Source organism: Halorhodospira halochloris (assembly GCF_002356555.2).
GTDB classification, from domain to species: domain Bacteria; phylum Pseudomonadota; class Gammaproteobacteria; order Nitrococcales; family Halorhodospiraceae; genus Halorhodospira; species Halorhodospira halochloris.
Window position 1 is genome coordinate 778,489 of record NZ_AP017372.2, and the last position, 15,737, is coordinate 794,225.

At 55.1% G+C, this 15,737-nt stretch carries 9 protein-coding genes; 3 read left to right on the forward strand and 6 right to left on the reverse strand.

From position 1 onward, the window contains the following. Positions 1-28 precede the first annotated feature (28 nt). From dnaK to dapB, 3 genes are all read left to right on the forward strand, one after another. Positions 29-2,008: a molecular chaperone DnaK gene (gene dnaK / locus HH1059_RS03760; protein ID WP_096408458.1), complete on the forward strand. Its 1,980-nt coding sequence runs from the start codon at positions 29-31 to the stop codon at positions 2,006-2,008. Between the two features lie 124 nt (positions 2,009-2,132). Then, positions 2,133-3,275 carry a molecular chaperone DnaJ gene (dnaJ, locus tag HH1059_RS03765; protein ID WP_096408461.1) on the forward strand — a complete coding sequence of 381 codons (1,143 nt, stop codon included), beginning with the start codon at positions 2,133-2,135 and terminating at the stop codon, positions 3,273-3,275. After that, a complete protein-coding gene (gene dapB / locus HH1059_RS03770) occupies positions 3,272-4,078 on the forward strand; it encodes a 4-hydroxy-tetrahydrodipicolinate reductase (protein ID WP_096408463.1) in 807 nt (268 codons plus the stop codon). The genes dnaJ and dapB overlap by 4 nt, the downstream gene beginning before the upstream one ends. A gap of 209 nt (positions 4,079-4,287) precedes the next feature. On the opposite strand, the gene HH1059_RS03775 is transcribed toward dapB, so the two are convergent. From HH1059_RS03775 to glnD, 6 genes are all read right to left on the reverse strand, one after another. Next, positions 4,288-7,824, reverse strand: a complete 3,537-nt coding sequence (locus HH1059_RS03775; RefSeq protein WP_096408466.1) for a BadF/BadG/BcrA/BcrD ATPase family protein — start codon at positions 7,822-7,824, stop codon at positions 4,288-4,290. 5 nt (positions 7,825-7,829) lie between these two features. Further along, the gene (locus tag HH1059_RS03780) at positions 7,830-9,587 is read right to left on the reverse strand and encodes an activator of (R)-2-hydroxyglutaryl-CoA dehydratase (protein WP_179948774.1); all 1,758 of its coding nucleotides are present in this window, start codon (positions 9,585-9,587) and stop codon (positions 7,830-7,832) included. A gap of 65 nt (positions 9,588-9,652) precedes the next feature. Then, positions 9,653-10,780 (reverse strand): succinyl-diaminopimelate desuccinylase, encoded by a 1,128-nt coding sequence (gene dapE, locus HH1059_RS03785; RefSeq protein ID WP_096408469.1) that lies wholly within the window; start codon positions 10,778-10,780, stop codon positions 9,653-9,655. Next, positions 10,777-11,598, reverse strand: coding sequence for a 2,3,4,5-tetrahydropyridine-2,6-dicarboxylate N-succinyltransferase (gene dapD, locus HH1059_RS03790; RefSeq protein WP_096408471.1), 822 nt, complete (start codon positions 11,596-11,598; stop codon positions 10,777-10,779). The genes dapE and dapD overlap by 4 nt, the downstream gene beginning before the upstream one ends. Positions 11,599-11,806: 208 nt before the next feature. Next, entirely contained in the window at positions 11,807-13,003 is a 1,197-nt protein-coding gene (gene dapC / locus HH1059_RS03795) for a succinyldiaminopimelate transaminase (RefSeq protein WP_096408474.1), read from the reverse strand. Next, entirely contained in the window at positions 13,000-15,717 is a 2,718-nt protein-coding gene (gene glnD, locus HH1059_RS03800; protein WP_231902011.1) for a [protein-PII] uridylyltransferase, read from the reverse strand. Before glnD ends, dapC begins: the two co-directional genes overlap by 4 nt. Positions 15,718-15,737: the final 20 nt, after the last annotated feature.

The following is a 15,737-nucleotide window of genomic DNA, read 5'->3' on the forward strand; positions in this document are numbered from 1 at the left end:
TTCAACGAACAATTAGCAGGAGCCAACTATGGGTAAGATAATCGGCATCGACCTGGGCACGACAAACTCGTGTGTAGCGGTCATGGAAGGTAACAAAACCCGCGTTATTGAGAACGCGGAAGGTGATCGTACTACCCCTTCGGTGGTTGCCTTCACCGACGATGGTGAGGTTCTAACCGGAGCGCCGGCTAAGCGGCAGTCGGTAACCAACCCGCAAAACACCATCCATGCAGTCAAGCGCCTTGTCGGTCGGCGTTTCGATGAAGATGTCGTACAGCGCGATATCAAAGAGATGCCGTACAAGATCGTCAAGGCGGATAACGGCGACGCGTGGGTTGAGGCGCAGGGTAAGAAAATGGCCCCGCCGGAGGTTTCGGCGCGTACCCTGCAAAAGATGAAGAGCACCGCCGAAGATTATCTCGGTGAGGAGGTTACCGAGGCGGTAATCACTGTGCCGGCCTACTTCAACGATTCGCAGCGTCAGGCCACCAAGGATGCGGGTAAAATCGCCGGTCTTGAGGTCAAGCGGATAATCAATGAGCCGACCGCCGCATCACTGGCCTATGGCCTGGATAAGGAAGGTGGCGATAAGAAGGTAGCGGTATTCGACCTGGGTGGCGGTACCTTCGACGTCTCTATCATCGAGCTCGCCGAGGTGGACGGCGAGAAGCAGTTCGAGGTCATGTCCACCTCTGGTGACACGTTCCTCGGCGGCGAGGACTTCGACAACCGGATCATTCAGTATTTGGTGCAAGAGTTTAAGAAGGATCAAGGAATTGATCTGAGTCAGGATCACCTTGCTCAACAGCGCCTGCGCGAGGCGGCAGAGAAGGCGAAGATTGAGCTTACCTCAAGCCAGCAGACTGAGATTAACCTGCCGTATATTACCGCTGACCAGAGCGGTCCTAAGCACCTGGCTATCAAGCTTACGCGCGCAAAGCTTGAGTCGCTGGTTGAGGACTTGGTTGATCGAACCATCGAACCGTGCAAGACCGCCCTTAAAGATGCCGGTCTGTCGGCGTCTGATGTCGACGAAGTGATTCTTGTCGGTGGTCAGACGCGGATGCCCAAGGTGCAGGAGAAGGTAAAACAGTTCTTCGGCAGAGAGCCGCGCAAGGACGTCAATCCGGATGAGGCAGTGGCAGTTGGTGCAGCCATTCAGGCCGGGGTGCTAGGTGGTGACGTCAAAGACGTCCTGTTGCTAGATGTGACCCCGCTGTCGCTCGGCATTGAGACCCTTGGTGGGGTGATGACCAAGCTCATAGAGAAGAACACCACCATCCCGACCAAGGCGCAGCAGACCTTCTCAACGGCCGAGGATAATCAGACTGCCGTTACGGTGCACGTGCTGCAAGGTGAACGTGAGATGGCCAAGGACAACAAGTCACTCGGCCGCTTCGATTTGACTGATATACCGCCGTCACCGCGCGGAGTACCGCAGATCGAGGTCACCTTTGATATCGATGCCAATGGTATCCTGCATGTCTCTGCTAAGGATAAGGCCACAGGTCGGGAGACCGGCATAGAGATTAAAGCCTCTTCGGGACTGAGCGACGATGAGATCGATCGTATGGTCAAAGAGGCTGAACAGTATGCCGAAGAGGATCAACGTCAGCGTGAGCTTGTAGAGGCCCGCAACCAAGCGGATAGCATGATCCATGCTACTCGCAAATCGCTCTCCGAGCTGGGCGAGCAAGTCAGTGAGAGCGAGAAACAGGATATTGAATCGGCTATAAGCGATCTCGAAAAGGCCGTGGAGGGCGAAGACAAAGAGGAAATTGAGCAGAAGACCCAGGCCTTGGCGGAAAAATCGGGCAAGCTTGCTGAGAAGGCCTATCAGCAACAATCGTCAGAGGCTGGTGCTGATGCTGCCGCCAGCGGGGCTGGAGACTTCAGCAGCGCTGGTGAAGGAGGCGAATCATCCGCTAGGTCACGTGGTGGCAATGAGGATGTAGTCGATGCTGAATTTGAGGAAGTAAAAGACGACGATTCATCCACCAAGAAGTAAGCCTAGCGGACGGCTCGGGCTGTCGCCCTGCGGTGAATTGCCTCGAGTCGTATGAGCGCAGGCGCAGGGCGGATTATCCTCCTGCGCCTTTCTTGTTGCTGGGTGTGGAAATGCGGAGCAGCCTATGGCGAAGCGTGATTACTATGAGGCATTAGGGGTTTCCAAGAACGCCTCGGATGCTGAGATTAAAAAGGCCTACCGGCGCATGGCCCAGAAATACCACCCGGATCGCAACCCGGGTGATGAAGATGCGGCTGAGCGTTTTAAGGAGGCTAAAGAAGCATATGAGGTCTTGTCTGACGCTCAGAAACGGGCCGCTTACGATCAGTTTGGTCACGCTGGGGTAGATCAATCTGCAGGCGGCGGTTACGGGCCTGGTGGCCCTTCACCGCACGATTTTCAGGACATCTTCTCTGATGTGTTTGGCGATATATTCGGTGCCAATGTCAGGGGAGGGGGGCGCAACAGGGCCTACCGAGGCCACGATTTGCGCTATACCCTTGAGCTGACCTTAGAAGAGTCGGTAAAGGGAACTGAGCAGCAAATACAAATACCCACGCACGTCGAGTGTGATGCTTGTAAGGGCACCGGCTCGCGCGGTGCAACTAAGCCGCAGACGTGTCCTACCTGTAATGGTCATGGAGATGTTCGGGTCCAGCAAGGCTTCTTTTCTCTGCAGCAGACATGTCCGCGCTGTAGCGGAACGGGCTCATTAATTACCGATCCATGTCCGAAATGTCGCGGTCGAGGCCGGGTAGAGGATCGCAAGACGCTAAATGTACGCATTCCTGCCGGTGTCGATACCGGTGACCGGATTCGCCTCGCTGGTGAAGGGGAGCCCGGTGAAAAGGGCGGCCCACCGGGCGATCTCTATGTTCAAGTGGCGGTCAAAGAGCATGAGTTCTTCGAGCGCGAAGGTGCAGATCTTTTCTGCCAAGTGCCGATTGATATTGTTAGTGCTGCCCTCGGTGGTGAGGTAGAAGTACCAACCCTGGAAGGGCGGGTAAACCTGCGCATCCCGGCTGGTACGCAGTCAGGACAAACATTCCGCCTGCGGGGCAAGGGGGTAAAGCCGGTGCGCAGTAACCGCCAGGGCGACATGCTATGCCGGATCCATGTCGAGACCCCGGTACACCTGACCAAAAAGCAAAAAGAGTTGCTTGAGCAGTTCCGCGAGACCTTGCACGACACCGGCGGCAAGCATCAACCGCAGACCTCGTCGTGGCTAGATAGGGCCAAACAGTTCTTTGAGGAGTGGCGCTCATGAGCACGGCTGTCGCGGTTGTAGGTGCCGGCGGGCGGATGGGGCGAATGCTCGTCGACACTATACTGCGCGATGAAGAGGCCTATCTTGTAGCTGCGGCCGATCGCGGTGAGCAGCTCCTCGGCCAGGACGCCGGAGAACTGGCCGGGATAGGCGCTCTGGGGGTGGAGATTAGCGCGAACCTTGAGGCGGTTGTTGCGGCCGCAGATGTAGTAATAGATTTTTCTTTACCACAGGCAACCGTCGAGGTTGCCGCGGCCTGTCGCCAGCATAAATGTCCACTAGTGTTGGGGACAACCGGTCTGGCGGCGGGGCAGAGTGAAGCCGTAGCTGAGCTATCGCAGCATAATGCGGTGGTGCATGCAGCCAACTACTCTACGGGAATAACACTGCTTACTGCTCTAGTAGAGCAAGCTGCGCAAGCGGTAGGGGCGCAAAGCGATATTGAGATAATCGAGGCGCATCACCGGCATAAGGTTGATGCTCCATCGGGTACTGCGCTGCGTCTCGGTGAGGCGGTGGCTAAGGAGTTAGGCCGCGATCTTGGGCAGTGCGCTGTATATGGGCGTGAGGGCCATACGGGTGAGCGCGATAGTAAGACTATCGGGTTCGAAACAATCCGTGCCGGGGATATCGTTGGTGAGCATACAGTGATGTTTGCCGGGCAAGGCGAGCGCATTGAGTTGACTCACAAGGCCTCTAGTAGAAGCACTTTTGCCGTCGGTGCGCTGCGCGCTGCGCACTGGGTCATCGGCCAACCGGCGGGACTTTACGACATGCGTGATGTGCTCGGCCTGTCCTGCTAGGACCAGCCGTGGTTTAATTGTGCTTGGTCAGGGTGATCTCCAAAACTCCCCCGGAGTCACTCAACTGTCACTCAACCGTCCCGGAGGAGGACGCCGTGAATCCATCCTTGGAGGTTTCGAGGTGCCATCCCTGGCGCCAAGACCTCCACATCGCCACACCGGGGCGGTTGAGTGACAGCTGAGTGATTCCAGGGAGGTTAGAGGCTCCTTCAGGCAGCTATATCCTGTTTGCGTAACAGGTGTTCATATTGCTGCAGAAAATAATCTATGGTCTCGGTGCGGATCTGGATTGATCCCGCTGGGCGGTTTTCGTCTAGGTCCTTAAAGCAGAAGTAGGGCGTTCCCGAGGACTCGATTATCTCCTCTACTACCCCGTAGACAGGTGCGTCGTGCCCGCATTTGAAGCTGGACAGCTCTACTGCTACCAGGTTTGGATGGCGGGAGATAAACTTAGCCGCCCAGAGTTTGCGCGATGTGTGTTCGGAAAAATCATTCTTCCATACGTCCTCAATAGAGAGCGGCGAACTTATTTCGCCGTTGCGCAGCTGTTCGCCAAAAAGCCTTTCAAGAAGATCGCTGTCGGTGGGTAAGGCATCTTGCCAGAATATGGGGTAGCCCTTGCGTTGTAGCTCATCGAGTATGCCGTGGTTGATGCCCGGATCATTGTGATAAGGCCTGCCCAGAACCCCGATTCCTACCCTGCCTTCACGCTCTAGCATATCCAAGGCTTTGCGCTGCTGAACTTGGAGCCTATACTGATGGTTAGCTAGTGCCTGCAGGCCTTGTTCTACCGCTAGATATGATTCGCGTAGGGTTAAATCGAGTTCGTTGCGCCAATCATCGTATAGCTGTCTGGCACAGAGCATAGGATCATGGAGATTCAAAAAGGTTTTCTTGAAGTTTATGCCCTGCTCTTGGAATAGGTCACCTTCGCGGACGAAAGCTGCATGGGTAGATTCAGCGCTTGCTACCACTGTTGGACAGGCCATGGAGTCCATGGTGTTGTCGAGGCCTTGCGGTAAGCTGTGAATCATGGGGAAGAATATGTGCGTTAGGGCGCGCCGTTTGTGCTTGGAAAAAATCAGGTTATGCACGTGGGGAATGCCCAGTTTGCTCGGGAAGCACGGGTCTATGCTGCCGCGTTTAGCGCCCTGGCGGTAAAGATCATTATCGGTGTAAGCGGAAAAGACGATATTGCGTGGCGGTACTCCGAGGGCCGTGAAATAGCCGAGGAAAAAGGGCGCACAGGCATACATGTTCAATACTCGGGGTATGCCGATCCGCGCCTCGTTGCGTTTCTCCGCAGCATTACGGCGGCGAAAGGCCGTGTGGGGCTGAATAACCGCCTGTAAAAGTGTGGGATTAGGTTCGGCTACTGAGTCAACCTCAGGTTGCTGGAATATAGTTTGGGCGGCACGGTCGATAAAGTTCGGATTACGCTCGACCAGCTGATCGAGATTGGTCTTTATCTTGCGCATCGCAGCGACGTCTTCAACTTCGCCCTTTTCGCAGGTGGCAACTATGACTCGCTTGTAGCCCTCCGGGATAGGGATTCTGGGCAGCTTGCGAGAACCGCGCTCGCTATCAATATGCTCTACAGGCTGCGGCTCTTCTGGCGGGTCACCATCCCCAGTGTAAACATCAATGAAGGTGCGTAGACAGAGGTTTTTGCAAAAATAGCAACGGGTCTGCTCATTGCGTACGGTGCGGTGGCGTACCCGGCGAGCCCTGTCTATGCCGATAAACTCGCTACTTTGACCGCCCTTGTGAAGGCGGCGGGCTTCGAGGGCAGCGCCTATAGCGCCTGATTCACCACAATGGCGGTGGACCCGGATATCGCATTCACTGCCGGTGCGAGCGAAGCGTTGGCGCAGATCATCGACTTGCGCTTTTACTGCGGCCAGGTTGCGCTGCGCACCACCCTGGAGCACAAAGCGGCTACCCAAGTCGGCAGGATTGGCTATCTGAGCCACATAGAGCCAAACATTTTTGGGTAGTACCGCCGCTAGTCCGGCGAGGATCTCGTTTGGCTGCCAACCTTTGCGCTGGAAGTCGACGATATCGGATTGCAGGAAAACGGCACAGCCGTGGTTAAAATCGGGCATGGCTTCGGCGCTGAAGGCCAGCTCAGCGTAGTCTTCGACAGCATAGCCGAAGGCTTGGGCAGTGGCTTGGAGGAAGTAGCCATTGCCAGCCGAACACTGGGTGTTGAGGCGAAAGTCACGAACCCTGCCATCCTTGAGGAACATAAGCTTTATGTCTTGCCCACCAACATCAACTATGACGTCTGTACCAGGGTAGAAGTGTTGACAGGCGTGGCTATGGGCTACTGTCTCGACAAGAGCTGTATCGGCCTTGAGAACGTCGCGGATGATATCCTTGGCATAACCGGTGGTGCCAACGCCGAGCACTTCTAATTGTGCTCCTTGAGCAGTTACTTGGCCGTGCAGTTCGGCGAGTATAGCGGTCGCGTCTTCAATCGGGTTGCCCTGGGAGAGCCGATAGGCCTTGGCCAACACCTCTCCTTCGGGGCTAATCAGTACCCCTTTGGTGGAGGTAGAACCGGCATCAATACCAATGAATGCCTTTACCAGCTCGCCGTTGCGGAACTGCGCTGGGTGCCACGGGGGTGGGCGATAGGTCTCAAGGAAGGCATCCAGCTCGGCCTTGCTTTTGACCAGTGGTTCGGTGTAGCTGGCTGAGCGAGCGTTGCGCCGGCCCTGCTCGATAAACCAATCCAGCTTGGCAATCCCGGGAAAGCAGGCCAGATCGGGGTTATCTTCCAACTCCTGGCGGCCGAGTTCGGCAGCACCTAAAGCGGCAAAATACTGAGCGCGCTCGGGTACTATTATGTATTCAGCCGGATCTTTGACTGGCGAGGCTTTAGTCGGCGAGCCATGGGTAGATCCATGGGTAGATCCATGGGTAGGGCGATTGACGTTGGCTGGCTCTCCAGCCGGCAATTCTACCCCGCGCTCCTGCCAGATATCTGTTATGTGATGGCGCCAGCACTCCTGAAGGCCGCGTATATAGGTGTTGGGGCCGCCGAGCAATAAGACATAAGGTCTAAGGGTATGGCCACGGGTCAGTACTGAGATATTCTGCTGAACGATTGATTCGAACAGCGAAGCCATTAACTCATCAGAGCTTACCCCCTGCTTTTGCAGGGAATTGATGTCTGTTTCAGCAAAGACACCACACTTGCCGGCTACTGGATGAATGGTTAGGCCTTTATAGCCCATATCGCCGAGCTTGTCCGCAGGAATGCTGAGCTTGGCGCCTATCTTGTCAATGACCGCTCCGGTACCACCGGCGCACTTGTCGTTCATTGAGGGGATTTTTTTCTTCCCGCGTGTCCCCGTGTCTTTAAATATTATTATCTTGGCGTCTTGGCCGCCGAGTTCGACCACACTGCCAACCTCCGGATATAGCTTCTCAACGGCCAGTGATACCGCATGGACCTCCTGGACAAAGCGAGCGTTGAGAGACTCGGCGAGGGCACTGCCCCCCGATCCGGTTATGAATACTCTGAGCTGTTCGGCTGAATAATCCGGGAAGGCGTCTTGAATAGCGCGGAGAAAGTCACGGGCGGTTTCGGCCTGGCGCGTCTCATGGCGGCGATAATCCTGCCAAACTACCTGCTCGCTAGCAGGTTCAATGACCACCGCTTTGACTGTAGTAGAGCCAACATCCAGTCCTACTAAAAGATAGTCTTTGCGGTGGTCGCTGTGGTTCTCCTGAGCCATTATGCTTAACTAGCCTCCGCCTGGTTCTCGGCCTTCGCTGAATTACCGGCTTTTTCTCGCCAGTCCGGGTCATTGGCCATCAGGTCTGCTACGTGGTGGACAAAGCAGGCTCCACGACTTATTGCCTGGGGGTGGTCGGGGATCGTCTGTAGGGGGTTTGTTAGCCCCGGGTTGTGCGCCACATAGGAGTTTATTGAATCTGCGCTAAGGCCGCGCTCTGCTAGGGCCTGCTTGAATTCTTCACGGGCCCTAGCTTTAGCTTCGCTGAGAGCCATTTGGGCCCTTGAGTATGCGTTTATCTCGCCTTCACCAGCGGTTTCCAGGGCCAAGAAATTGATTTGTGGATAGTCGGCTAGCACAGCAGCCTGCGCTCCATCGGATTGAGTTGAAGGCATGCAGCCGAATGGTTTGAGTGAAATGGTTAGGTGGGCTAGGTTGTATTTATAGGCGTAGATGTTCTTGGCTATCTCAAGATGCCCCTCACCGCCGGTAACCCGCACGTTGTAGTAGGGCTGGCCGAGTTTCTCAAGGATCTGCTGATCAGCAAGCTGTGGGGTAGGACCGCCAAGGGCACTGCGCAGCCTATTGTATTCGCGCTTCAGCAGCCACCCGGAAAAGCCGAGCAATAGCCTCTTTATGTTGTGGCTAAGTCGGGCTCGCAGCCACCGACCTGGTTGTATCTTGGGGAATCGAGCTGCATCTTCAGCCGATTTGCGCCGGTCCTCAAGCTTCCAGTGCAAGCTATGGCGCATATAATCGATCCATGTGGCCACTGGCTCAACATGGACCTCTGCTCCTTCCCCTTCGAGGAAGCTGAACATCCGGAAATTGCCTTCGCCTTCAGTGGTCTGGGCCCAGAATTCACCAGTAATGCGGACCACCGGTTTAGCGCTTAGCCAGTCGACAGAGATGTTCTCGGCTATTACACGCCGGCACCTATCTAGGGCTTGAGTATAGTCCGGATCTTTTATTTGGGCGAGTATGCGGGCTACATCCTCGGTCTTCTTGAGCGGGGTCAAGGGATGGATAAGCCTCGCCGCAAGTCCTACGTTAATCTGCTCGTGGTCTTTGTCGCGTAGAGCGTCCTGGCAGATGGCAATGCACTGTTCAAATGTCTGCTCAAGCGCTTTTATATCACTAGCGTAAGGGCGTATGCGGTAGAAAAAGCCGTTTATTATGTCGCCCAGAAATATGGTATTAATAAGCGCTAGATAGAGCTTAAGGTCGAACTGTATTCCATCGCCTACGCTGCCGCCTCGGTGGCCGTCTCCGCCGGCCTTTTTGTCGAAAGCAATAACCCTAAAACCAGGATAGCCGGCCTTTTCAAAGGCTCTCCGATACTCAGCCTCATACATGCCGAAGCGGCACGGACCGCACGAACCTGGAGTGATGAATATGTATTGGTCGGCAATTTGCTGGCGCGATAAACCTTGGGTGCGCCGAATCTGCTCAAGGTAATTGATTACTGAACCGCTAACGAAGTATAAGGGGTTGCACTGTCCCGGATTACAGTTCTCCCTGCCGGCGTGGAAATCTTGTTTGTCAGGCATGGGGATACGTTCGGCCTTATACCCCAAGCCATGCAAAGAGGCCTCAATAAGTCGGTCATGAGCGATGCTCAAGCCGCCGAAGAGGAGGGTTACGTGCTCCTTTTCGGCGCTGGTAAAGGGCCGCTCAGCAGGCCTTTTGTAATGGTGCTCCGCTCTACCATTTGATACCTGATTACTGCGGCGCCGGCTAACAGTATCTATCTCTTCTGCCATGTGATCGTCTTTGGCCCAATTGTCATGACTAATCTAACCACCCCAGCGATGCCAGTGTAAACTGCTTAGCCGAACAGTCGCGTAAGAGTCTCCTCGTATATATTAGAAAGCTTATCTAAATCTGCTATAGCAATGTTTTCATTAGTTTTATGAATCGTCTCGTTGAGTAGCCCCAGCTCAATCACCTGGGCCCCAGTCGGTGCAACAAAACGGCCGTCAGAGGTGCCGCCACTAGTCGACCTAAGCGGCATCTTGCCGGTGAATTGCTCGGTTGCAGCCTCAACAGCCTTGAGCAGCTCGCCTTCGCTGGTTTGAAAGGGCTCTCCGGAGTGCCGCCAATCGATAGAGAAGTCGAGTTCATGGCGTTTTAGCAGCCGTTCAACAGAGGCAATTATCTCATCCCAAGCAAGCATTGGTGAGTAGCGGAAATTAAACGAGATTTCCAGCTCGCCCGGGATGACATTATCTGCACCGGTCCCAGCGCGAATGTTAGAGACCTGAAAGCTGGTGGGCGGGAAGTACTGATTGCCCTCGTCCCAGTGGGTTTCGATTAGCTCCTTAATTGCAGATACCGCCATGTGTAGCGGATTGCGAGCGTATTGGGGATAGGCAACGTGGCCCTGTTCACCCTTAATACGCAATTTACCGGTTAACGATCCGCGTCTGCCTACTTTTATCTCGTCAGCTAATTGGTTCTGGCTACTCGGTTCGCCAACTAGGCAGTAATCGATTTTCTCGCCGCGTTCCTCCAGGGCAGCAATAACCCTTTTGGTCCCATCGACAGCGTCACCTTCTTCGTCGCTGGTCAGCAGTACTGCTATAGATCCTGAATGGTCGGGAGTTTTGTCGATAAAGTTTTCCAGGGCGCTTATAAATGCTGCTACACCGCCTTTCATATCGGCGGCACCGCGACCATAGAGGAGGCCATCCTCGATGGTCGGTTGAAATGGCGGATAGCCCCATGCTGATTCCGAACCGGCAGGTACCACATCGGTATGGCCGAGGAAACAGAACAGTGGGCTTTCATTGCCGCGGCGGGCCCATAGATTGGTGACCTCGCCGTAGGGTTGCCATTCTATAGTAAACCCTAGTGCCTCAAGGTGTTCAGCTATAACAGCCTGGCAACCGGCGTCGGCTGGCGTTATAGATGGCCTCTTGATTAGCTCTCGGGCTAGTTCGACTGGCTGGATCATGGTCGCAATAGTTCGTTGATTCCCACTTTGGCGCGGGTTTTCTCGTCGGCGTATTTAATTATGACTGCGCAATAGAGGCTATGGCTGCCGTCCGCAGCCGGTAGATTGCCGGGCACGACGACGGCACCAGGCGGGACCTGGCCATACATGATTTCGCCACTTGTGCGGTCGTATATCTTGGTGCTTTGGCCAAGGTATACCCCCATCGATATTACGGCTCCACGGCCTACGATAACCCCTTCGACAACCTCGGAGCGGGCGCCTATGAAACATTCATCTTCTATTATGGTCGGATTTGCTTGCAGGGGTTCGAGGACCCCGCCAATTCCAACTCCGCCAGAGAGGTGGACGTTCTTGCCGATCTGGGCACAGGAGCCGACAGTAGCCCAGGTATCGACCATGGTGCCGCTATCTACGTAGGCACCAATGTTGACGTAAGAGGGCATGAGTACTGCCCCTGAACCGATGTAACTACCTCGTCGTGCCATTGCCGGGGGAACTACGCGGACTCCGGAGTCGCGTAGATCCTGATCTTGCCAATTGGCAAACTTAAGCGGCACCTTATCAAAGAATCGGGTGACACCACCCTGCATAAGCTGGTTATCAGTCAGGCGAAAAGAGAGGAGGACGGCCTTTTTTAGCCATTGGTTAACTTGCCAGCCGGAAGATGTAGGTTCGGCTACTCGTTGGCGTCCTGAGTCCAATTCGCTCAGGGCGGTGTCTACGGCGTCCCGGACCTCCCCGCTGACATTGTCAGGGGTTATTTCGCTGCGTCTTTCGAATGCATCTTCTATGATTTGTTGTATCTCGCCGCTCATTTATTAACTCCGCTATTCAAGAAATTCTGAGTTTGTTAGGGGTGCCTCTAGGCACCTCTAAAGCTCCCCCGGGGCCACTCAACTTCCCCGGTGTGGAGGACGCCGTGAATCCATCCCTGGAGGCTTCATGGCGCCATCCCTGGCGCCAAGACCTCCACACCGGGGAAGTTGAGTGGCCCCGGGGGAGCTTTAGAGGTTCCTTGCATCTCTATATGCCGTTATCAACAAAGCGCTTTATTCGTTCTGCAGCGTCAATGCAGGTATCAAAATCGGGCACAAGTGCCATACGTATCCGATTAAGCCCAGGGTTATCCCCCTCATTAGTGCGCGAGAGAAAGCTCCCCGGCAGTACGGTTACCTGTTCCTGTTCCCAGAGTTTGCGGGTGAACTCTTGATCGTCAATCGGTGTGCGTGGCCACAGGTAGAAGGTGGCAGAAGGGGTCTGAATGTCATCGAGAACCTCGCTGAGGATTGCTGTTACTGCCTGCAACCTCTCAACATAACGCTGGCGAGTGGCCCGCACATGGGCCTCATCTTGCCAGGCCAGGCTGCTGGCTTTCTGGACATGCAACGGTAGGGCGCAGCCCTGGTAGGTTCGATAGCGCAGAAAGGCGTATATCAACCCTGGATCGCCGGCCACAAAACCTGATCTTAGCCCCGGTACGCTCGAGCGCTTGGAGAGGCTGTGAAAGACCATGCACCTTTCAAAATCATGTCGTCCGGCATCAATACAGGCACTAAGCAGGCTGATTGGGGGGGCGTCGGCATAGGTATATATCTCGCTGTAACATTCATCCGCGGCAATTATAAAGCCATGCCTTTCACTTAATTCCAGAAGACGTTGCAGGTATTGGGCATCAGCTATGGCACCAGTTGGGTTGGCTGGGTTGGTAATGTAGAGCAGCTGGACTCTATTCCAAACGCTTTTATCCAGGCTATCCGGATCAGGCAGGCCGATTTGAGGGTCAACTCGCAAATAGCGAGGTTTGGCGCCGCTAAGCAGTGCCGCACCTTCATATATCTGGTAGAAGGGGTTTGGCAGCGCGACGTAGGGACGGCCCCGGCCAATCACCGTCTGGGCTATGGCAAACAAGGCTTCGCGGGTGCCGGCTACGGGGAGGACGTGCTCACCAGCATTGATGGCATGCTGCGGTAGCGCGAAGCGGCTTATTAACCATTCGCTGATACTCTGGCGCAGTTGTTCAGTGCCCCGAGTAGCCGGGTACTGGCCAATATCCTCGATGTTGCTGCGCAATGCTTGGGTGATGAACTCAGGCACCGGCTCCTGTGGCTCACCGATGCCCAGGTTTATGTGGGCCGCGCTGCTTTGCGGACGTGCCCCGGCTTTGAGCCGTTCCATACGCTCAAAAGGATATGGTTGGAGGAAAGGTAGTCCGCGATTCATGAATGGCCTTGCTCCTCATCGACATACTGGCATAGCTTGCTGCGCACACAGCTGAATTGCTCTGCGCTGCGCAAGGGCTCACCTTGGCTGTCGGTGATAAAGAAAATGTCTTCAGCACGCTCGCCCATAGTAGCAATCTTTGCGTTCTTTACCCTAACGCCACAGCTAGAAAAAGCTACGCCTACCCGGGCAAGGAGTCCCGGGCGATCGGCGGTAGTAAGCTCAACTATGGTGCGCTGATTCGCCGAATCATCATTGAAATTGATTTGGGTTTGGGTGTGGAAGTGCTTCAGTTGGCGAGGAACTTTGCGGCTGCTTGGCGCTGGTGGAGCTGCGTTACTCAGGGCAGCAGCACGCATGGCCTGGCAGATTTCCTCGCCGCGTCGGCGGTCGAACGGCCCGCTCGGGTTGCGCTCAAGCACTAGGTAACTATCGAGAGTATAGCCGTATTCTGTAGTAATTACCCGTGCTTCATAGATATCTAGCCCAAGTTTATCCAGCGCCGATGTGCAGCGGGCGAATAGATCGGTGCTGTCAAGAGCATAGATAAAGATGCAGATGCCGCCACCGGTCTCTTTTTGCTCGGCTAGCACGAGTGGGATGTCATCCTCACCGGCGTTAAGCATGGCCTCGGTGTGCCAAGCTATCTCGTCGGCATTATGGCGCAGGAAGTACTCTTCGGGGAGGTGATCGCGCCAGAAAGCACGAACGTGGCCGGGCAGAAAACCGCGGTGGCGCAAGATGCGTCGGGCATCGCGCTGGGCATCACGGATAAGTTCGCGTTTGTCGATGGGGTTACTTAGGCCGCGGCGAATTGCTTTGCGGGTTAATGTGTAGAGTTCCTGGAGTAGGGCGGCGCGCCAAGTATTCCAAAGCGCCGGATTAGTGGCCCTGATATCAGCTATCGTCAACAGATATAGGCAGTCGAGGTGGGTCTGGTCGCCAACTGTGTGGGCCATCTCAATTATGACAGCGGGGTCGGAGATGTCCCGTCGCTGTGCGGTGGTTGATAGTGTTAGGTGGTGTTGCACCAGCCACGCTACTAGTCTGGCATCGTAGGCGCCAATGCCGTGTTTGATGCAGAAGTTATAGGCATCCTTGGCACCCAGTTCGGAATGATCGCCGCCTCGGCCTTTGGCTATGTCGTGGAATAGGCCGGCGATGTAGAGTAGCTCGGGTTTGGGTACTTGGAGCATCACCTCATGGGCGTGGGGTAGCTCATTGCGATGCTTCGGAATGGCCATTCGGCGAAGGTTGCGGACGACAAAGAGGGCGTGTGAGTCAACCGTGTAGGCGTGGAACAGGTCATACTGCATGCGCCCGGCGATGCGCGAAAACTCGGGTATATAACGACCAAGCACACCATATCGGTGCATGCGGCGCAGGGCGTGAGTGATGCCTTGCGGCTGGCGCATTATTTCTAAAAACAGGCTACGACAGCGCAGGTCACGGCGAAATTTATCGTCGATCAGTGTGCGGTGCTGGCGGATTAGCCGGATTGTTGAAGCTCTAACCCCTTTCAGGTCGGGGTTTTGTTCCAGAATTAGAAAGACCTCTAGCAGCGCAAACGGATAGCGGCTAAATACCTTCGGGTCCGTCACCTCAAGAAAGCCTAGGCGAGATTGGAAGCGGCTGTTTATGCGTTGTGGATGGGGGTTTTGGTGTCGGTAAATTATCTCCTCTTGGAAGTGTTGGAGGAGCATTTCGTTCAATCGCGCAACCTTCATGGCGGTGCGAAAGTAGCGCTGCATAAACTTTTCAACGGCTAGGTTGCAATCATCATCTGAGTAGCCAAAGAACTTGGCTAAGGCGATTTGGTGATCGAAAAGCATACGGTCTTCGCGCCGTCCGGCTATCATGTGGAGGGCGAAGCGGACATCCCAGAGATAGCACTGCGCCGCGTAAAGTGTCTGGTACTCTGCCTCGGTGAGGAAGCCAACCTCAACAAGATCGTGGAGTTTTTCGCTGCCAAAATGGCGTTTCGCAACCCAGCCGATCATCTGAATATCGCGCAAACCGCCGGGGCTAGACTTAATGTTAGGTTCGAGGTTGTAGGCGGTATCGTGGAATTTGCCATAGCGTTCTTCTTGTTCGTCCAGTTTGGCTGCAAAGAAGCGCTCACTCGGCCATATCTTTTGGGAGTCGAGTTCAGCGCGGGCGATGTTGAGTAGCTCGTTATTTCCAGCTATCCAGCGTGACTCAAGGAGGGTGGTAGCGATTAGTTGATCAGCTGCTGCTGCCTGGAGTGATTCGTCAATGGTTCTTACGCTATGACCGATTTCCAGGCCAAGATCCCACAAGCCGGCAATGAACTGCTCGATTAGGGCGTTGGGTATCTCCGCTCGTGATGGATCATGCAGTAACAAAACATCTATGTCTGAACCGGGGTGCAGTTCACCGCGCCCGTAGCCGCCAACCGCAAGGAGTGAACAGCCGCAGGAGTTGGCCTGCTTGCCCAGGGTACCCTTCCATAGTTTGCTGATTATAGCGTCGACATAACAAGCCCGCTCTGGCGCTAGGATCGCCGCCGAAGTGCCGGCGCGAAAGCGCGAGATGAGGCCTTCGTCAAATTTTTTGAGGGCATCGCGCAGGGCACCGACCAGTTCGTTGCCCAGGGGGGCGGCGGTGGTGGCGTCGCCAACCAAGTTTTGGTCAGCTAGATCGCCACCGTCAGAGTGTTTGGGTCTAGCGCCTGGTTCCGCCATGTTGTCCATAGTCGTGCGTGATAATTCCG

What these genes read in the sequence shown, in the direction of transcription:
- dapE (WP_096408469.1), bottom strand. Translation starts at nt 10,780, where the DNA reads ATGATCCAGCCAGTCGAACTAGCCCGAGAGCTAATCAAGAGGCCATCT.
- dapC (WP_096408474.1), bottom strand. Translation starts at nt 13,003, where the DNA reads ATGAATCGCGGACTACCTTTCCTCCAACCATATCCTTTTGAGCGTATG.
- glnD (WP_231902011.1), bottom strand. Translation starts at nt 15,717, where the DNA reads ATGGACAACATGGCGGAACCAGGCGCTAGACCCAAACACTCTGACGGT.
- dapB (WP_096408463.1), top strand. Translation starts at nt 3,272, where the DNA reads ATGAGCACGGCTGTCGCGGTTGTAGGTGCCGGCGGGCGGATGGGGCGA.
- dnaJ (WP_096408461.1), top strand. Translation starts at nt 2,133, where the DNA reads ATGGCGAAGCGTGATTACTATGAGGCATTAGGGGTTTCCAAGAACGCC.
- dnaK (WP_096408458.1), top strand. Translation starts at nt 29, where the DNA reads ATGGGTAAGATAATCGGCATCGACCTGGGCACGACAAACTCGTGTGTA.
- HH1059_RS03775 (WP_096408466.1), bottom strand. Translation starts at nt 7,824, where the DNA reads ATGGCTCAGGAGAACCACAGCGACCACCGCAAAGACTATCTTTTAGTA.
- HH1059_RS03780 (WP_179948774.1), bottom strand. Translation starts at nt 9,587, where the DNA reads ATGGCAGAAGAGATAGATACTGTTAGCCGGCGCCGCAGTAATCAGGTA.
- dapD (WP_096408471.1), bottom strand. Translation starts at nt 11,598, where the DNA reads ATGAGCGGCGAGATACAACAAATCATAGAAGATGCATTCGAAAGACGC.